This is a genomic window from Hyphobacterium lacteum (assembly GCF_036330345.1).
Taxonomy (GTDB): domain Bacteria; phylum Pseudomonadota; class Alphaproteobacteria; order Caulobacterales; family Maricaulaceae; genus Hyphobacterium; species Hyphobacterium lacteum.
The window spans coordinates 218,102-237,615 of the sequence record NZ_JAZDRP010000002.1 but is presented as its reverse complement, the minus strand read 5'-3'; the positions used below and the strand labels follow the sequence as shown (position 1 = coordinate 237,615).

The 19,514-nt window shown below is 60.5% G+C and carries 11 protein-coding genes; 8 read left to right on the top strand and 3 right to left on the bottom strand.

Features of this window, described 5'->3' with window-relative positions:
- Positions 1-79: 79 nt before the first annotated feature.
- Positions 80-1,471 carry an ATP-binding protein gene (locus V0U79_RS03690; RefSeq protein ID WP_330198120.1) on the bottom strand — a complete coding sequence of 464 codons (1,392 nt, stop codon included), beginning with the start codon at positions 1,469-1,471 and terminating at the stop codon, positions 80-82.
- A gap of 246 nt (positions 1,472-1,717) precedes the next feature.
- Between V0U79_RS03690 and V0U79_RS03685 the strand changes: the two genes are divergently transcribed.
- From V0U79_RS03685 to rfbA, 8 genes are all read left to right on the top strand, one after another.
- Positions 1,718-3,106 (top strand): efflux transporter outer membrane subunit, encoded by a 1,389-nt coding sequence (locus V0U79_RS03685; RefSeq protein ID WP_330198119.1) that lies wholly within the window; start codon positions 1,718-1,720, stop codon positions 3,104-3,106.
- A 9-nt stretch (positions 3,107-3,115) separates the two neighbouring features.
- On the top strand, positions 3,116-4,399 hold the full coding sequence (locus V0U79_RS03680; RefSeq protein ID WP_330198118.1) for an efflux RND transporter periplasmic adaptor subunit: 1,284 nt from the start codon (positions 3,116-3,118) through the stop codon (positions 4,397-4,399).
- A gap of 33 nt (positions 4,400-4,432) precedes the next feature.
- The gene (locus tag V0U79_RS03675; protein ID WP_330198117.1) at positions 4,433-7,642 is read left to right on the top strand and encodes an efflux RND transporter permease subunit; all 3,210 of its coding nucleotides are present in this window, start codon (positions 4,433-4,435) and stop codon (positions 7,640-7,642) included.
- Between the two features lie 120 nt (positions 7,643-7,762).
- Entirely contained in the window at positions 7,763-9,850 is a 2,088-nt protein-coding gene (locus V0U79_RS03670) for a M13 family metallopeptidase (RefSeq protein ID WP_330198116.1), read from the top strand.
- Between the two features lie 127 nt (positions 9,851-9,977).
- Complete coding sequence (locus tag V0U79_RS03665; RefSeq protein ID WP_330198115.1) at positions 9,978-13,385, top strand: S8 family peptidase; 3,408 nt, start codon at positions 9,978-9,980, stop codon at positions 13,383-13,385.
- 108 nt (positions 13,386-13,493) lie between these two features.
- Complete coding sequence (locus tag V0U79_RS03660) at positions 13,494-15,596, top strand: M13 family metallopeptidase (RefSeq protein WP_330198114.1); 2,103 nt, start codon at positions 13,494-13,496, stop codon at positions 15,594-15,596.
- A gap of 224 nt (positions 15,597-15,820) precedes the next feature.
- Positions 15,821-16,879, top strand: coding sequence for a dTDP-glucose 4,6-dehydratase (rfbB, locus tag V0U79_RS03655; RefSeq protein ID WP_330198113.1), 1,059 nt, complete (start codon positions 15,821-15,823; stop codon positions 16,877-16,879).
- Positions 16,876-17,760, top strand: a complete 885-nt coding sequence (gene rfbA, locus V0U79_RS03650; protein ID WP_330198112.1) for a glucose-1-phosphate thymidylyltransferase RfbA — start codon at positions 16,876-16,878, stop codon at positions 17,758-17,760. The genes rfbB and rfbA overlap by 4 nt, the downstream gene beginning before the upstream one ends.
- Here rfbA and V0U79_RS03645 read toward each other — a convergent pair.
- Both V0U79_RS03645 and V0U79_RS03640 read right to left on the bottom strand, forming a co-directional pair.
- On the bottom strand, positions 17,757-18,788 hold the full coding sequence (locus V0U79_RS03645; protein WP_330198111.1) for an NAD-dependent epimerase/dehydratase family protein: 1,032 nt from the start codon (positions 18,786-18,788) through the stop codon (positions 17,757-17,759). The genes rfbA and V0U79_RS03645 overlap by 4 nt on opposite strands.
- A gap of 22 nt (positions 18,789-18,810) precedes the next feature.
- Positions 18,811-19,512, bottom strand: coding sequence for a DUF4197 domain-containing protein (locus V0U79_RS03640; protein ID WP_330198110.1), 702 nt, complete (start codon positions 19,510-19,512; stop codon positions 18,811-18,813).
- Between the last annotated feature and the right edge of the window lie 2 nt (positions 19,513-19,514).

The following is a 19,514-nucleotide window of genomic DNA, read 5'->3' as shown; positions in this document are numbered from 1 at the left end:
CGCGAAGCCGTCCCCTAGCAGCCCGTTGAAGGCGGGCTGATGTCAGTTTTGTAACAGTTTAGTGACGGTGCCGGTGATGTCAGAAATCGCCTGAACTCGGGCGCGCCTTCTGGCTGGGAATGCACACTGAAAAAACAGTGCCTTCACCTGGCCGGCTTTCGACGAAAAAGCCGCCGCGATGACGGCTGATAATGTGTTTCACAATCGCCAGACCGAGGCCGGTTCCCTCTTTCGGGCCGCTCTTCTGGCCATCGACCCGATAAAACCGCTCTGTCAGGCGCGGCAGGTGTCGGCGCTCGATTCCCGACCCGGCATCACGGACACGCAGAATCGCATATCTCCGCCCGCCGGTCAGAGCCGGGCTGGTGATGGTCAGCCGACCGGCCTCGCGTCCGAGGCTGTTGGTCAGCCTGTCGATTTCCTCACGGCCGACATTGGCATGAACGTCGCAGACAATGCGCGTGTTCGGGTTGGAATATTTGATCGCGTTCTCGATGAGATTCTGGGCGATTTCAAACAGCTGGTCCCGGTCGCCCACAACACGGGCTTCGGCATCGCCTTCGAAGTCGATCGTGATGCCTTTGGATTTTGCCAGAGGCGTCAGCGAATCGATCGTGTCCTGGGTCATGCCGGACAGATCTGTATCGCCGCTGGGCGGAACATGCTCATCCATTTCCACGCGCCCGAGCGATAGAAGGTCATTGATCAAACGGCCCATGCGCTCAGTCTGGTCTTGCATGATGTTCAGGAATTTGTCGCGTGCCTCTATATCCTCGCGCGCGTGTCCTTTCAGGGTTTCGATAAAGCCGGCAAGGGAGGCGAGGGGGGTGCGCAGCTCATGGCTGGCATTGGCCAGAAAGTCGCCGCGCATCCGCTCTGCCCGCTTGCTGGCAGTTTCATCTGCCAGCACCAGGAGTGCGCGCCAGGGGAAAGCGCCGTTATCTCCGGATTTGAGGGGAATGACGTGTACCCGGACATGACTCTCTATCGGAGCGAAGGTCGAGTATTCGACAATCTTGCCGCCATCACCGCGCAGCACGCTACTGACGGCTTCGAGCACTTTCGGCTGCCGCAGTGAGGCCGACAGCAGGCCGGATTCCGAGCCCAGGCCCAGATATTCATGGGCTGCCGGGTTGGCCCGCTCAATGCGGCCTCCGGAACCGACCAGCAGAACCGGAAAAGGCAGGTTTTCAAGCATGGCACCCGATGTTGATGCCTCGTTTGCGGTAATGCGGTTTTCACCCTGATCGGGTTCGGCCGGCCGGCTGTCTGGCGATGCGGGGCTGGCCAGCAGGTAATAGATGAATGACATGGCGGCGATGGCGCCGACGGCCGTCAGGGCGACCGGCAAGGATATGGCCCCGCTGAACAAAAGGATAAGCAACACAGCGATGGCAATGGCGGTCAGCGCGATCGTATCACGCCGGCGCAGTCTGCGGCCCTCACTCTCTGGGGGAGAATCCTTGCTCAAAATTCATTCGCCTATTGCCTGAGCTGCGCTCATAAGGGCCGCAATCCTGTTGTCAATCAAGCGTTCCGCCAGCCGGAAAGGGCCCGGCAGCGCCCGCCTGTCCACCCTTTTTGTATAACGACATTCGAGAGGGTTTTCATGATCTTCGCTAAAGAATTACTGTTTTTCGATAAATTTTTGTTGACTTTCGAAAAGTGGAATCTAGGGTGCATCCAATCCGGCTCCCTCCGGCATCAAGAGTGCAAGATGATCAAAAGAACACTCCTTCTGTCTGCAACGGCGTTTGTCCTTGCTTCCTGCGCGTCAACTGGTCAGGTCCCGCGCGCAGCCGATATTGCCCCTGCCGCGCCCACGAGCTGGGCGGCGGGCGGCGATTATGATTCTGCCCGTATCGAGGATTGGGTGGCGACATTCGGCGATGTCCGGCTGTCGCAACTGATCGATGAAGCGGTCATTGAAAATCCCGGTCTGATGGCCGCCGAAGCGCGTATTCGAGCCGCACGGGCCAGCGCTCGCGCGGCCAATGCCGGCCGGCTGCCCAGCCTCAGCGCCGATACCAGCATCACCCAGCGCGAGACCAATACGGCCAGCACAACGGCTTATGGTCTGGGGCTGGGTGTTTCGTGGGAGGCTGATCTCTGGGGCCGTCTGGCTGCCCGTTCGCAAGCGGGTTTGCTGGAATATGACGCCACGAATGCCGATTTTGAATCCGCGCGCCTGTCGATTGCCGGTCAGGTATCGCGCGCCTGGTTCCTGCTGATCGAGGCGCGGCTGCAAACCGAGCTGGCCCAACGTGATGTCGAGGCCAAGGAACGTTCGCTGGCTCTGATCGAACGCCGTTTCGGTGCCGGTGTGTCGCGCTCGACCGATGTTCGTACCTTCCGCTCGGCCCTGGCCTCCAGCCAGGCCGTGCTGGCCTCGCGCCAGCGCGCGGAGGCCGCCGCCGCCCGCAGTCTTGAAATTCTGCTGGGCCGGTATCCTGCCGGTGCCATCGAGCACGAAGCCGATCTGCCGCAATTCTCAGAGCTGACCGGTATCGGTGCGCCGGGTGAATTGCTGACGCGCCGTCCGGACCTACTGGCGGCCGAGGCTCGTCTGGAAGCTGCGGGTCTCCAGGCGGAAATTGCCCGCGATGCATTGCTTCCCAGCCTGACCTTGAGGGGCAATCTGGATACCGGCGGTGCCGACCCGGCCGACATGTTTGATCTGGACACGCTGGTGGCAACGGTTATTGGCGGCCTGACGGCGCCAATCTTCCAGGGCGGCGCTCTTCGGGCCGAACGGGACCGGGCCGAGGCGGCTGCAGAAGCAGCCGTCCGGAACTATGCCGGCACGGTGCTGGCCGCCTGGCGCGAAGCCGAGGACGCCATCTATGCGGATGGCATGCTGGCGGCCCGGGTGGATGCCCTGCAGACCGCCTACGAACAGGCCGCAGCCGCTGAAGAACTGGTGATCCGTCAATACGGGTCCGGTCTTGCGACCGTATTTGAACTGCTGGACGCCCAGAGCCGTAGAATAGCGGCAGAGGGTCAATACATCTCGGCGCGCCGTGAGCGCGCCACAAATCGAGTGGATATCTATCTTGCGATCGGCGGAAGCTTTGAAGCGCCCGATCTGCGGAACCAAGAGGGTTAGGAGATCGTCATGGGTCGCATTATTCTTTCAGTCCTGATTTTCCTCGGCGTTGGCGCCATATTTTTTGTAATTTACGGCGCGCTGATCGCTAGTGCGCCCGAGCCGGAGCGGGCGAATGCGCAGCCGCGACCGGTGGCAGTCTTTGCCTCGGCCGTAGAGAATACGGACGTCACGCTCCGCGTGAACACGCAGGGAGAAGTTCGTCCGGTCACCCAGATAAGTCTGGTTCCACAGGTTTCCGGCCGCATTGTCTACGTGAATCCGAACTTCATCGAGGGCGGCTTTTTCGAAGCCGGTGAGACGCTGATCCAGATTGATGATGCCGATTATCGTCTGGCGGTCACCCGGGCCCAGGCTCAGGTCGCCCAGGCCCAACAGGCACTGGTCCGCGAACAGGCGGAATCCGACCTGGCGGCTGCCGAATGGGCAGAGCTGGGCGAAGGCCAGGCGTCTTCCCTGACGTTACGCGAACCGCAACTGGCACAGGCCCGCGCCTCCCTGGCGGCGGCTCAGGCGCAATTGCAGGAAGCCCGCCTGGGTCTTGAACGAACCCGGATTTCAGCGCCCTTCGCTGGCCGTGTCCGCACCAAGTCGGCCGACCTCGGCCAGTTTGTTGCTCCGGGAACTCCACTGGGCGAAGTGTTTGCCACGGATGCAGTGCAGGTCCGGCTGCCGCTGACGGATAATGAATTGTCCATGCTCAATATTCCGGTGGCCTTCCAGGCGAATTCTGACCAGCCTGGTCCGCGCGTGCGGATAACGGCCACACTGGCCGGCCAGTACCGTGAATGGGAAGCTGAACTGGTGCGGACCGACAGCGCTATCGATACGCAAACCCGCGTGCTCTACGGTATCGCCCGGATCGATGATCCTTATGGCGAGACGGCTGAGCGCGTCGGTGCACCGTTGCCGGTGGGTCTGTTCGTGGATGCCGAGATTGAAGGGCGCGTTGTTGCTGATGCCTATATATTGCCGCGCTCGGCACTTCGTGGTGCCAACACGGTGTATGTGGCTGAAGAGGGCGGCCTGCTGAGCATCCGTAATGTGAGTGTGATCACATCAAGCCCCGAGCGTCTGGTCGTCGCCGATGGTGTCACTATTGACGACATGGTCGTCACGAGCCCTGTGCGTGCCGCCAGTGACGGCATGAGAATCCGGACTTTCGACCAGTCGGGCGAGATCGTCGAATCGCGGTCCACCACTCTGCCGACCGGCGATGATGACGACGATGAAGATTCGGCTGAGGCCGAGGCAGGAAACGACGAAGCCCAGCTCGTCAGCTCGGTCGACTAGACCCAGCATCCATCCGCGATCAAGGAGGCGGTGATGACAGATCCCAAGCAGGAAACCGAATTCAAGGGTATCATTGCCTGGTGGGCGAGCAACGGCGTTGCCGCCAACCTGCTGATGCTGGTCGCGATTGTCGGCGGTATCCTCGGTTACCTTTCAATGCAAAGGGAAGTCTTCCCGACGGCCAGCTTCTCGGGTGCGACGGTTTCCATCGCCTGGCCGGGTGCGTCTCCGCAGGAAATGGAAGAACAGATCACTGTTCGGATCGAGGAAGCCGTTTCCTCGGTTGACGGTATTGAGACCATTACCTCGACTTCACGCGAGGGCAGTGCCTTCATCAATATCGAGGGTACGCGCACTGTCGACATGCGTACCTTTATCAATGAAATCGAACAGCAGGTGAATTCGGTCAACAATCTGCCGCCATCTGCTTTCCGTCCGATCGTCAATCAGTGGCGTAATGAAGACCAGGTCGTCGGCTTTGCCATCCATGGCAATGTGCCACGCCGGGATCTCCAGCGCATTGCGCGCGAAATTCGTGACGAGGTGGCTGCCGATGTGCCCGGAGTGTCGCTGGTCAATGTCTGGGCCACGCTCTCGGAGGAAGTCTCGATCGAGGTCGATGAGAGTGATCTGCGCCGCTATAATCTGACGTTTGACCAGGTCGCGCGCGCACTGCGCAACTCCTCTCTGAACGCTTCCGCCGGTCAGGTCCGTACCGAAATCGGCGATGTTTCACTCACGGCACGCCAGCTGGGCGATACCGCCGAGGATTTCGAGGACATTATTGTTCGCCAAACGGCAGATGGCGGCACGATCCGCATCAGCGATATCGGCTCGGTTACCGACGGATTTGTCGATGCCAACCTGATCGGCACGTATAATGGTGAGCCGATGGCGCTGGTTGTGATCCTTACCAGCCCCGGCATGGACGTCGTGGACGTATCTGATGGCGTCGAGCGTTTCATTGCTGAACGCCAGGAAACCCTCCCGGAAGGCGTATCGCTTTCGCTGTGGTGGGATTCTTCCGAGCTCTACGAGGGCCGGATGAATACGATCTTCAACTCGGCGACTTTCGGTATGGCGCTGGTTCTGCTGACCCTGATCCTCTTCCTGCGCCCGATCGTGGCCTTCTGGGTGACGGTCGGTATCGGCACCGCCTTCCTTGGCGCCTTCCTGATGTTGCCCATGTTCGGTGTGACCCTGAACATGCTGTCCCTCTTCGCCTTCCTCATCGTGATCGGGATCGTGGTCGATGATGCGATCATTGTCGGCGAGAATATTCACAACAGGGTTGAGCGCGGCGAAACCGGGCTGACGGCTGCGGTCGTCGGAACGCAGATGGTCATGAAGCCGGTGATTTTTGCCGTCATCACGACCATTCTGATGTTTGCGCCCTGGATGTTGCTGTCTGGCCCGGAAGTGCAGTTCACCCGCCAGATCTCTCTTGTCGTGATTGCGGCGCTGGTCTTCTCGCTGATCGAGTCACTGCTGATCCTGCCGGCCCACCTTGGCCACATGAAGCCGCAGAAAATGACGGGCCTGATGGGCCCCCTGCTGAAGCTTCAGCGTGCCATTGCCGACTCTATGGTGTGGTTCGCGCGCCATGTGTATCGCCACGTTGCCGTGTTCGCCGTGCGCCAGCGCTATGCCACCTTGCTCTTCTTTATCGGCCTGTTTGGCCTGGCCATCGTGCTGCAGGCGACCAACCGTGTCAGCACGGTGTTCATGCCGGAAATCGAGAACGACACCGTGCAGGTGACGATCCAGCTGGCAGAAGGCACGGCGTGGCAGCGTACCGAAGCTGTACGCCAGCAACTGGAACACGCTGAAGAAGAAACCCTTCTATATTATCGCGAGGAATTCCCCGGCGAGATCGACATGATCGACAGCCGTTCAACCCTGGCAACGGATGGCCGTGTCCGGGCCTGGGTCACGCTGGCACCGCCGGAAGAACGCCCGGGCGGTCTGTCGACGCGTGAAGTGGCACAGCGGATGCGCGAATTCCTGGGCCCGATCCCGGATGCCGAGGAAGTGCGTCTCGATACCACCATCAACAATGGCGGCAACGGTCTGCGCTTTGCGATCTCCGGACAGGATCTGGATGAACTGCGGGCGTCTGCCGACGAACTCAAGGAACAATTGCGTTCCTATGACACGCTCTATGATGTGGTCGACAATCTCCAGTCGTCCGCTGAAGAGCTTCAGTTCTCGCTGCGCCCCGATGCGCAGGCCCTTGGCATTACTCTGGCAGATGTGACCCGTCAGGTAAGGCAGGCCTTCTATGGCGAGGAAGTCATGCGGCTGCCCCGCGATGGTCAGGATGTCCGCGTCATGCTTCGCTTGCCGGAGGATGCCCGCCGGTCACTGGATACGCTGCGCAACTACCGCATCCGCACCAGTGATGGCCGGGAAGTCCCGCTGTCGGCAGTTGCCGATGTGGAATTCGCCCCTGGCCTCAACCGGATCAACCGACGCGACCGGATGCGCACCATTACGGTGAGCGCCGAACTGAGCGACCCGGCGGCGCGTGGCGAGATCATGGAAAGCCTGAATGATGGTTTCTGGACGGAGTGGGAAGCCCGCCATCCCAATGTAACCCGCCAGGAGTTCGGTCAGGCTGAGGGTGAAGCCGAGTTCATGGCCGAGCTGTTCAACCTGGTGATCCTGGTTCTGGGCGGTATCTACATCCTGCTGGCGATCGCCTTCCGGTCCTACGCCCAGCCGGCTCTGATCCTGATCGCCATTCCTTTCGCTTTCGCGGGTGCTGTTTTCGGCCACCTCTTCTTCGGTATTTCCTTCGCCCTGTTCTCCTGGTTCGGAGTGGGCGCAGCGGCCGGCGTGGTGATCAATGACAATCTGGTTCTCGTGGACTTCGTGAACCGGCTCCGCGCCAATGGCGTGGGCGCCTTCCAGGCGCTGATCGATGCGGGCGTACAGCGCTTCCGCCCGATCATCCTGACCTCGGTCACCACCTTCCTCGGTATCCTGCCGATGATGGGCGAAACCTCGACCCAGGCCCAGTTCCTGAAGCCGATGGTGGTTTCGCTGGGCTTTGCGGTTGTTTTCGCCCTGTTCCTGACCCTGCTTCTGGTGCCGGCGCTGTACGCGATCGGTGTGGATATCAAGCGCGGTATCGTCGGAATGTGGACCGGCAAGAAACAGCCGGGAATTGGATCGACCTATCACGAGACCAAGGGCGGCGAGCCGGAGACCGATGTCGGTACCATCCAGCCTGCCGAATAAGTCAGCCAGGACTGGCCGGCCCGCATGGCGGGCTGGCCAGCCGGCTTTCTGCCGCTAATATCCGTTTACACAATCAGTCCAGCCGGTCGCGGGGGCCGGCTTCAAGAGGAAAATGAGACAATGAAGAAACTGCTATTGGGTACCGCATGCCTTGCCTTGCTGGCGGCGTGCAGTGAACCGGCCACCGATACCACCACGGTTCAGGGCAATACCGAGGCGCAGGGCGGCGAAGTCGAAATGGCGTCTGCCGCTATCGGCGATTGGGGTTTTGACCTGGACGGGCGCGACATGACCGTCGATCCAGGCGATGACTTCTTCCGCTATGCCAATGGCGAATGGCTGGACACCACCGAGATCCCGGCGGACCTGTCGAATTACGGCATGTTTACCGAGCTGGCGCTGGAAGCCGAGCAGGACGTCCAGGACATTATCCTCGAGCTCGCTGAAGCCGGTGGCGATACCGGTTCGGTCGAGCAACAGGTTGGCGATCTTTATGCCAGCTGGATGAATACCGAAGCGCTGGATGCGCGCGGTCTGGAAGCGATCCAGCCGGATCTTGATGCCATCGCAGCGGTCGAGACCCACGAGCAATTCGCAACCATGTTTGCCACGGTCCACAGCCCGGCCATGTACGGTGTGGGTATCATTCCAGACCCGGCAGATACCTCGCGCTACACCGTGTTTGTCGGCCAGTCCGGCCTCGGCATGCCGGATCGCGATTTCTATCTGAGCGAGGGCGAGCGCTATGACGAATACCGCGCCGCCTATCTTTCCTATATCACCCAGCTCTTCGATCTGGCCGGCTATGACAATAGTGCCGAGCGCGCTCAGTCGATCATGGATCTGGAGATGCGGATTGCCGAGGTTCATTGGACCCAGGAGCAGAGCCGCGACATCCAGGCGATCTACAATCCGATGCCGCTGGGCGATCTGGCGACGCTGGCGCCGCAATTCAATTTCGAAGCCGGCATGACCGCTCTGGGTATCGACAGCGTCGAGACCTATCTCGTTGCGCAACCGAGCGCGATCGAAGGTACGGCGACAATTTTCTCGGAAACCCCGGTCGACGTTCTACGCGACTACATGGTTTTCCATACGCTGAACGACAATACCAACGCGCTGCCGCTGGCCTTTGACCAGGCGAGCTTCGACTTCTTCGGCCGCACGCTGAATGGTACCGAGGAACAGCGCCCGCGCGATCGCCGGGGCGTGAACCTGGTCGGTGGCGTTCTGGGTGAGGCTGTTGGTCAGGTCTATGTCGACCGCCATTTCCCGCCGGAATCCAAGACCCAGATGGAAGAGCTTGTCGGCAATCTGACCGCGGCTTTCGAGGAGCGTCTTCAGAACCTGTCCTGGATGGATGACGAGACCCGCCAGCAGGCTCTCCTCAAGCTTTCAACCTTCGAGCCGCGCATCGGCTATCCGGACGAGTGGACCGACTATTCGGCGCTGGAAATCCAGGCCGGCGATCTGTTCGGCAATCTGCGCCGCATCGCCGAGTTCAACTGGAACCAGCAGGTCGAGGACCTTTCCGGTCCGGTTGATCGCGGTGACTGGCCGTATCCGCCGCAAACCGTGAACGCCTCCTACAATCCGTTGATGAACCAGATCACCTTCCCGGCAGGCATCCTGCAGGCGCCTTTCTTTGATCCGAATGCTGATGCAGCGATCAATTACGGTGCCATCGGTGCGGTGATCGGCCATGAAATCGGTCACGGTTTCGACGACCAGGGCCGTCAGTTCGACGAGGCTGGCCGTATCCGGAACTGGTGGTCGGATGCCACCAATGACGCCTTCATGGAGCGGGCCGGTGCGCTGGGCAGCCAGTATGACACCTATTGTCCGCTGGAAGGCGAGTGCGTGAACGGCACCTTCACCATGGGCGAGAACATTGGTGACCTTGGCGGTGTGCAGATGGCCTATTCGGCCTATCAGCGTTATGTCGCGGCAACCTATGGCGATGAAGGTGCGCCGGTGATCGACGGTTATACCGGCGATCAGCGCTTCTTCCTGGCTTGGGCCCAGGTCTGGCGCCGCCTCTATCGCGAGGACAATCTGCGTCAGCGTCTGGTGACTGATCCGCACAGCCCGTCGCAATACCGCACCAATGGTATCGTGCGGAATCTGGATGCCTGGTATGACGCTTTCGGCATCGAGGAAGACGATCTGCTCTATCTGCCGCCGGAAGAACGCGTCCGGATCTGGTAGAACAAAAAAACACCTTGTCATGAGATGGCCCGGCCTTGCGCCGGGCCATTTTTTTTAAGTGGTGCTTGCCCATAGCATGGTTAACGGGCTTAATTTCCCTATGGTTTCAACGTGGGGGATGGTTTCAATGTTGCGCGTTATCCTGCTTTCGCTTGTTCTCGGCGTTTTTCTGACGCCTGCTGCGACTGCCCAGACCCTCAATATTACTCCGGATTTGCAGGAGGCGCTTCAGGAGCAGCCCCGGGTTCGGGTTTTCGTTTTTTTCGATATTCCGCAATTGGCGCGGGATGGCGGCGATGGCTTTGACCTGGAATCGCAAATCGCGCAGATGGACGCCTCGCGGGATGCCATTATCGAGCGGTCGCTGGGTGTGTCGCCCGACATGATGGCGGGTCAGCCTCTGACCCTCCAGCAGCCCGGGCTGATGTATGAATACAGCTATGTTCCGGCCGCCGCGATGTATCTCTCCGCGGCGGAAATCGATTCCATGTTGCGCGACCCTGCTGTCAGCCGTATCGAGCTGGATCGTGTGAGTTATCCGCTCCTCGACACCTCGGTTGATCTTGTGGGTGCGCGCAACCTGCACACGGCAGGCCTGACCGGCTCGGGCGTTTCGGTTGCCATTCTGGACAGCGGCGTTGATCACCAGCATCCGATGTTTGCCGGGCGGATAGTGGGGTCGGCCTGTTTTTCCGGATCAGACCCGGCCAACCAGACCACCAGTTTCTGCCCGAACGGGACGCACGTTGATACCAGCTCTCCACAGGCGGGGGATAATTGCGAGGATCTGGAGGATGACCCCGAAAACGGTGGCCAGAACTGTCATCATGGCACGCATGTGGCGGGCATTGCTGCCGGGGCCGATTTTGAAAACCCGGATATTCCCGGTCAGTTCATTCGGGGTGTGGCGCCCGGCGCCAATATTGTTGCCGTCAATGTTTTCAGCCGGCAGCGCAATGGAAACATAACCACGTTTGATTCCGATCAGGCTGCTGCGCTTGAATGGCTCTACAACAACCGCAATGCGTTCAGTCTGGCCTCTATCAATATGAGCCTGGGCGGCAGCCAGTACCGGCATGCCTGCCGAAATGCCAATGTAGCGCCCTGGATCAGGATGCTGCGGTCGGCGGGCGTGGCGACTGTGATAGCCTCCGGCAATGCGCGGTTCCGCGACAGGGTCGGGACACCAAGCTGTATCGCAGAAGCCATCACAGTCGGCTCAACCACCGATACGGATGAGCTGTCGCTGTTTTCAAACAGCGGTTATCCGATTGACCTGCTGGCTCCCGGCAGCGCCATTCTCTCGGCCTTTCCGAGGGTCGGTGATACGGGACCGGCGCGCGCTCAGAATCTCGACGGCACCTCCATGGCATCGCCGCATGTGGCGGGCGCCTTCGCCCTGTTGCGGGCGGCCCATCCGGATGCCAGCGTCGACATGATCGAGAATGCGCTGGAAGCCACCGGGCGGGTCATCACCGCTCAGCGTTATGGCATTGAAGCGCCCCGAATCCAGGTGGATGCAGCGCATGCCCAGCTGACAATTGCCGGCAATGGCGCGCTTGGAAATCTTTCTGTTTCTCCAATCCAGCCGTTTGACCCGGTGGTCTCACAGGCATCGCCCATCACCCGCTTCGGGCAGGTGCATACTTTGAGGAATACCGGGAACACGCCTTTGAACTGGACGATCAGTTCCCATGCCGGCTGGATACGGTTTTCCCAGGCGAGCCCGGGCAGCGAGAATTCCCTGGGTAATGCTGTCGAGGTTCTCGGGGGGCGGCTTGAGCCTGGGGCCAGCACGACGGTTTTCGTCCTGGCAAACGCAACCGGGATGAATCCCGGCGCCTATCAGTCCCGCTATCAGATATCCACGCAAGCGAGTACGGACACGCTCAGCCTGGCGGCCAGAATGACGGTGCTGCCAGCGGCGGCGAACGACAATTTTTCCGATGCCGCTGAACTGGCGCTGGGGGCCAACGAATTCCTGATAGACTCAACCACGGCGACGACGGAAGCCGGAGAAGGCAATCACGGCGTTGCAGGAACCGGGGCGACCGTCTGGTATCGCTGGACGGCAAACTATTCCGGCCTTGTTGGCTTTGTCCTGTCAAATCCGAACTTTGATCCGGTGATCGCCGTCTATACCGGCAATTCGATTGGGGCACTTTCGCCCGAGCAAAGCCAGGGCGATACCGGTGTGGCTCCCGGAACAGGCGCGCCGATCCATGTCCGGGTATTCGAAAGCAGTGCGGGAGAGACCTACCATATTGCGGTTGCCGGACAGTCGGCGACCGGCGGTGAGGGGTTGGCCACGCTCCGGCCGATCCTGCAACCCGAAAACGACATGATGGCGAATGCCACGGTGCTCACCGGATCGCGGGGGCATATTGCGGGTACGACCTATGGTGCAACGACCGATCCCAACGAGCCTGTTCTGGGGATCCAGGGACAGAACCTGACGCGGTTTGGACACTCGGTCTGGTTCCGGTGGACGGCTCCGATGAGCGGGCCTGTCTGGTTTGGTCCGACGCTGGGTACACAACAGACAGTGCTGGTCATCTTCGACAGTGATCTGAATGCAATTCAGGCCGGGCTCAACGGTCCAGCGCCGTTTAATGCGACGGCCGGACAAACCTATCTGATTTTCGTCGACGGTCCCGAGGAGGCCGTTTTCGACCTGCCCTGGGCCATGACGGGCCAACCGGCGCATCGGCTGGTCGCGTCGGTTCTGCCGACCGTGCGAACCGGGCAGGTCGGCCAGCCGACAACGGCCTTTGCGACCGTCATCAATCCTGCGGGACCAGGTGTTGCCGGTGAAAACTGCCGTATTGATCCGCCATTCGGCTTCAATGGAGACTGGACCTATCAAACCACGGATCCGGCAACCAATACGCCCACGGGGCAGCCGAATACGCCGGTCACCATCCCGCCGGGCGGCGCCCAGACCTTCATTCTGAGCCTGACACCGTCGACGATCCAGCCGTCCAAGCCGTCGACGATTTTGCGGCCGATTTTCCGTTGCGACACGGTTGTTGCGGCGGGCAGCGTCGCGGACCTCAATACGCTTCGTTTTTCAGCGGATGATTTCCGCAATGTCGATATTGCTGCCGTGGCTGCGACGATCGGGAATTCCGGAGCGGTGGAGGTGCCATTGAATGGCGGTTCCGCTTTCTCGATGGCGCTCCGCAATGTCGGCCTCGATGGCGAGAATCTTCAGATGCTATATCTGGTGAACGGTCGCTCTGCTCATAATGCCGAAGGCACTCCCGAACCCATTTCTGCCCAAATGCCGCTTCGTGTTCTGGCGTGCGAAACCAATCCTGCTACGGGGCAGTGTCTTGCGCCGCCCTCGCAGATGCGACCACAATTTTCTCTCGCCAACGGACAGGTGCGAACGTTCTCCTTCTTTGTTCAGGGGCAGGGAATTGATGTTGCCAACGCGCCGGATGCCAACCGGATCACGGTATTTGTCACCGATGCGGATGATGACGTTTTCGGGGGGACCAGCGTTGCGGTGCGCACTGTGCCGGACCCATAGAGGAAAGCTGCCCGGCCGCTCTGTTATTCAAAAATGACAGTATTGTCAGTTGAGCCCCGACCGATCCGGACTAGTGTCCCCGTTGGTGTTTTTTTGGGGAGCTGATCTGTGTTCAAGAAGCTTTTGCTGGCTACCAGCTGTTTTGCCCTTGTCACCGCCTGTAGCCCGGGCGGCGAGATGAGTGATGATGACGGCACGTCTACTGACGGTGCTGTTGAAAATTCCGCAACGGATGCGGCCAATGACGAAATGGCGTCGGCCATTCTCGGAGATTGGGGCATTGAGACCCAGCACGTCTCCGAGACGATTGATCCGGGCGACGATTTCTTCCGCTATGTCAATGAAGGCTGGCTGGAAACTGCGGAATTCCCGCCGGGCTTCTCCAGCCTGAACGGGTTTACCGAGCTTTATCTCGAGACCGAACAGCGCGTGCAGGAAATAATCCGTGCCGCGGCCGAAATGGATGCCGAGCCGGGCTCGGCGGAATACCAGATCGGCACGCTTTATAATGACTATCTCGATACCGACCGGATCGAGGCGCTGGGCCTGACGCCGCTGCAGGCGGATATCGATGCTATCCTCGCCTCCGAGACGCATGCGGATATCGCCCGCTGGTTCGGCCGTCCGTCGCAAATGTCGATGTTCTCGCTGGGCGTCACGATCGATCCGGGCGACCCGACCCGCTATGTGATCTCGACGGGCCAAACCGGGCTCGGCTTGCCGAACCGCGATTTCTATCTGCGTGATGACGAACCCTTCCCGGGCCATCGCGAAGCCTATGTCGATTATATGGCCGGCCTGTTTGAGCGTTCCGGTATCGATAATGGCCGCGAGCGTGCAGAAGCCATTCTGGCGCTGGAAACGGCGATCGCCGAAATTCACTGGACGCGGGCCCAGGCACGCGACCGGATCGCCAACTACAATCTGATGAGCGTTGACGAGCTGATCGAATATGCGCCGGGCTTTGACTGGCAGGCCTTCCTGGAAGAGGAAATGGTCGGCGATCAGAGCGAGATTATCGTCAACACCGATACGGCAGTGCAGGGCCTGGCCCAGCTGTTTGCCGAAACGCCGGTAGAGACGCTGCGCTCCTATCTGGCCTTTCACTTCATCGACAATCACACCTCCATGTTGCCAGCGGCCTTCGATGATGCGTCCTTTGCATTCTATTCGACGCGTCTGAACGGCACCGAGGAGCAGCGCCCGCGCGAGCTGCGCGCCGTGCAATTCGTCAATGGCCGTCTGGGCGAGCTGATCGGCCAGGTCTATGTCGAGCAATACTTCCCGGAAGACTATCGCGACCAGATGACCGAGCTGGTCGAATATCTGCGCCGTGCGTTTGCCGACCGGCTGGAAACGCTGGAATGGATGGATGACGAAACGCGGGCCGAGGCGTTTGCCAAGCTGGAAGCCTTCATTCCCAAGATCGGCTATCCGACACAATGGCGTGACTATTCCACGATCAGCATGGAACCGGGCAACCTGATTGCCAATTCCAATGCGGTGCGTGACTGGGGCCGTGAGGATTCCCGCTCGCGTCTGGGCGGTCCGATCCGCACATGGGCCTGGTTCATGAGCCCGCAGACGGTGAACGCCTATTACTCTCCGTCGCGTAACGAAATCGTCTTCCCGGCCGCGATCCTGCAGCCGCCCTTCTTCGATCCGAATGCCGACATGGCCGTGAATTTCGGCGCCATTGGCGGCGTAATCGGTCACGAGATGGGTCACGGATTTGACGATCAGGGTAGCCGCTCCGACGGCACCGGCCTGCAGCGCAACTGGTGGACGGAGTTCGCCCGCGAGCAATTCGAGGACCGCACTTCGGTTCTGGGCTCGCAGTACAATGAGTTCTGTCCGATCGAAGGTGATTGCGTGCGCGGTGACCAGACGATGGGCGAGAATATCGGTGATCTGGGCGGGCTTTCCATCGCCCTGCATGCCTACCGCATGTATCTGGAAGACCATGGTGGTGGTGAAGACATTGATGGCTATACGCCGGAACAGCGCTTCTTCATGGCCTGGGCTCAGGTCTGGCGGGGCATCCGCACCGAGGATTCGATGCGTACGCGCCTGCTGACCGGTGTGCACAGCCCGAACCAGTACCGCACCAATGGTGTCGTCCGGAACATGGATGCCTGGTATGAGGCATTCAATGTTACCGAGGATGATGATCTCTACCTGCCGCCCGATCAACGGGTGAGCATCTGGTAGACACCAGCTGCCATTAGAACGGGGCCCGGCCATTGTGCCGGGCCTTTTTCTTTATGCGGCCTCCATCTCATCCGGCCCTGTCAACCGCGCCGTTGGCGTGCGCACTTTCCGCTCCAAGGTTGCAAATAATCGTGGCTGCGATTGAGGTTAATCGTGTGATAGGCGGTTGCCTTTCGGGTCAGGGCCTGTTTTCTGGACGGGAATACGAAAGGGGTGGCGTCTAGATGCGTATTCTCGTGACAGGGGGGTGCGGCTTTATCGGGTCTGCGCTGGTCCGCCGGCTGATCGCCGACGGCCATCTCGTCACCAATGTCGATGCCATGACCTATGCCGGCGATGCGCGCGCCGTGGCCGAGGCGGCATCATCGAACGCCTACCAATTCATAAAGGCAGATATCTCCGATGCCGCGGCCATGGCGGAAGCCTTCGCGGCCAGCTGCCCAGAACGCGTGTTTCATCTCGCGGCCGAAAGCCATGTCGACAGGTCAATCGACGGGCCGGGCGTGTTTATCAAGACCAATCTGGTTGGCACATCCGTGATGCTGGATGCGGCCCTGAAATACTGGCGCGGCCTGCCAGAGAATGAGCGGCAGGCTTTCCGCTTCATTCATGTTTCGACCGATGAGGTTTATGGAACACTGCAAGCGGCTGATCCGGCATTCACCGAAGATACACCCTATGCGCCCAACAGCCCCTATGCGGCTTCCAAGGCCGGTGCAGATCATCTGGTCCGGGCCTGGGTGGAGACTTATGGCCTGCCAGCGCTGATCACCAATTGTTCGAACAATTACGGTCCTTTCCAGCACCCGGAGAAACTGATCCCGACCGTGATCCGCACGGCTCTGTCGGGGCAGGACATACCTGTTTATGGTTCGGGCGAGAATGTCCGCGACTGGCTGTTCGTGGACGATCATGTCCTGGGCATGATGACCGCCGCTGAAACCGGCCGGACCGGGCGCAAGTATAATTTCGGCGGGAATGCCGAGCGCACCAATATCGGCCTGGTCCGGACGATCTGCCGGTTGTTGGATGACAAACGCCCCGGTGCCGGAAAATATGAAGACCAGATCCGGTTTGTGACGGACCGGCCCGGTCATGATCTGCGCTATGCGGTGAATGCAGGCCGAGCGAAGGATGAGCTGGGCTGGACGCCATCGGTCAGCCTCGATGAAGGATTGTCGGCGACGCTCGACTGGTATCTGGCGCATCCGGACTGGCTGTCGCGCGATCCGGCCGAAATCGCCCGCCTTGGCCTCGCCCGTGAAGAAGGAGCTCGCACATGAGCACGTCGTGGAAGGGCCTGATCCTCGCGGGCGGGACGGGAAGCCGCCTTTATCCGCTGACCCATGCGGTGAACAAGCATTTGCTGCCGGTCTTCGACAAGCCGATGATCTACTATCCGCTGACCACGCTGATGCTCGGCGGGGTCAGGGAATTCGTGATCGTCTCCAATCCGGAATCGATCCCCCAGCTCCAGTCGCTGTTGGGCGATGGCGCCAAATGGGGTCTGAAATTCGAGTATGTTGCCCAGAATCGTCCGGGCGGTATTGCCGAGGGTTTCCGCGTCGCGGCCAATGAGCTGGAAGGGCGTAATATCGCGCTTATTCTCGGCGACAATATCTTCTACGGCGATGGGCTGTCCAAGCGGATCCAGGAAGCGACCAAGCAGACAAAAGGCGCGACGATTTTCGGCTATGAGGTCGCTGATCCGTCAGCGTTCGGCGTGGTCGAACTGGGCCCCGATGGCCGCGCGGTCTCGCTTGAGGAAAAACCGAAAAAGCCGAAATCCAAATGGGCGGTCCCGGGTATCTATTTCTACGATTCCGATGTGCTGGATATTGCCTGGGGGCTGAAGCCTTCCGGACGTGGCGAGCTGGAAATTACCGACGTCAACCGCGCCTATATGGAACGCGGCGATCTGCATGTGAAAACCATCGGGCGGGGGGTGGCCTGGCTCGACGGCGGAACGCATGCCGACCTGTTCGAGGCCGGCCAGTTCATCAAGGTGGTCGAGGAACGGACCGGCCTGAAAGTGGCCTGTCCGGAGGAGATCGCCTTCCGTATGGGCTTTATTGACCGCAACGGGCTGGCCGATCTGGTCGATGACAGTCCGAAAACGGAATATCAGAAATATCTCAAGGAATTGCTGGATCGCAGCCGCTAGTCTGGCGGCTGGACAACGCCGTATTCAATCAGGGACTCAGCGGCTGAGATCACGGCGTCCCTGGCGGGCCGGAAAGCAATCCCCGTCTTCTCCGTGACATAGGCCGTCCTTGCCTTGCGGCGGCGGCCGAGATCAGACGTGACCGAGCGCAGCGACTTGTCGAAATTCGCCATGAATTTGACCAGCCAGGCCGGCAGCTCCTTGGTCGGTATCTTTCGGGCGAAAGCCGGAAAGGCGTCTTTCAGGATCAGCGCAATTTCCTGCATGGTCAGCGTGTCAGCCGCAGCCAGCAGGCGCTGCCCGGCCGTGTTGGGTGAATCCATGGCAGCCACATGCAGGGCGGCCAGATCGCGGACATCAACCGTCGGGAAGGAGATTGGTGGCAGCGCCGGGTAGGCCGCCTTCAGGATCGCCTCGACAACGTAGAGCGAGGTGCCTGCCCGTCCGTCCAGCGCCGGGCCCAGGACCAGGCCGGGATTGATGACAGTGGCCCGTTCACGCTCGCCCTGGGCATCAAGATATTCCCAAAGGGCCTGCTCGGCGCGGGTTTTCGAGACGATGTAGGCGGAAATGGCCGACCATTCCGGGTCAGTCCAGTTGTCCGGTCCAGCCTCGAAATCGCCCTTGTGCTTCGGGTGATACATGACCGCAGCCAGCGATGAGGTAACAACGATGCGCTGGGCGCCAGCGGCCAGCCCGGCTTTCACAACGCGCAGCATGCCGTCGCGGGCCGGTGGCACGAGGGCTTCGCGATCACTGGGTTGTTGCAAGGGAAAGGGCGAAGCGAGGTGCTGGATAAAATCGGCGCCGGCGACGGCTTCCTCCCATCCGTCATCGCTCATCAGATCGGCTTCGACAAAGCTCAGCTTTGTATGATCGGCGCCATGGCGGACGAGGGTTTCCCTGACCTGGTCGCGTTTCGCCGTATCGCGGACCGTGCCGACCACATCATGTCCGGCCTGCAAAAGCTGCAAGGCCACATGCTTGGCGATAAAGCCACTGATCCCGGTCACCAATACCCGTGCCATCTTGTTCCCCCTGTTTGATAATTTACTGGCCGAACAGACCTCTCAGAATGTCGCGTGTCCGGTTGGTCGGATTACGGCGAAGGCCGCGCTCTTCCTCTCCGACATAATGGAAAATGCCGTCGAGTGCCTTTTCAACGGCAAAGTCGGTGACCTCGCCGCGGAAGTCCTGCGCCGCACCGCGCGAGCCTCGGCCACCGAATAGCTGGCCGAGGCTGGATCGTGTGTCGACCAGTCCGGCCGCCTGATCGAGCGCGCCATAAGCGCCTGAAGACGCGAGCGTTGATTCCATGGGCGGGCGCAGCAAGCGTGTCAGGGACGTCTCCGTGCGGCCGCGCAGATATTGCGTCGCGGCGGTGTCAGGGCCGCGCAGGATGGAAATGCCGTCCGATATCGTCATCGAGCGGATCGCGGAGACGACCAGGTCGCGCGCCTGCGGCATCACCGCTTCGGCAGCGCGGTTCATGCGCATTTCCAGATCATCCAGCGGTCCGGACAGACCTATGGGTTCGAGCCGGTCCTGCGTGCGCCCCAGAAGGCCCGGCAACGGTATTCTGACAATCGAGTCGCCGAAAAACCCGTCGCGACGGCCGAGGCGTTCGGTGGCCAGCCGGGTGGCGGTCACCAGCATGTTGCGGATGGCTGGAGCCGCGCCCTGCGCGTGGGCTGTGGCTGGCCATGCCAGGGTGGCTGAAGCAGTAATCAGAAAGCGGCGGCGGTGCATCATGA

What these genes read in the sequence shown, in the direction of transcription:
- V0U79_RS03685 (WP_330198119.1), top strand. Translation starts at nt 1,718, where the DNA reads ATGATCAAAAGAACACTCCTTCTGTCTGCAACGGCGTTTGTCCTTGCT.
- V0U79_RS03680 (WP_330198118.1), top strand. Translation starts at nt 3,116, where the DNA reads ATGGGTCGCATTATTCTTTCAGTCCTGATTTTCCTCGGCGTTGGCGCC.
- V0U79_RS03675 (WP_330198117.1), top strand. Translation starts at nt 4,433, where the DNA reads ATGACAGATCCCAAGCAGGAAACCGAATTCAAGGGTATCATTGCCTGG.
- V0U79_RS03670 (WP_330198116.1), top strand. Translation starts at nt 7,763, where the DNA reads ATGAAGAAACTGCTATTGGGTACCGCATGCCTTGCCTTGCTGGCGGCG.
- V0U79_RS03665 (WP_330198115.1), top strand. Translation starts at nt 9,978, where the DNA reads ATGTTGCGCGTTATCCTGCTTTCGCTTGTTCTCGGCGTTTTTCTGACG.
- rfbB (WP_330198113.1), top strand. Translation starts at nt 15,821, where the DNA reads ATGCGTATTCTCGTGACAGGGGGGTGCGGCTTTATCGGGTCTGCGCTG.
- rfbA (WP_330198112.1), top strand. Translation starts at nt 16,876, where the DNA reads ATGAGCACGTCGTGGAAGGGCCTGATCCTCGCGGGCGGGACGGGAAGC.
- V0U79_RS03645 (WP_330198111.1), bottom strand. Translation starts at nt 18,788, where the DNA reads ATGGCACGGGTATTGGTGACCGGGATCAGTGGCTTTATCGCCAAGCAT.
- V0U79_RS03640 (WP_330198110.1), bottom strand. Translation starts at nt 19,512, where the DNA reads ATGATGCACCGCCGCCGCTTTCTGATTACTGCTTCAGCCACCCTGGCA.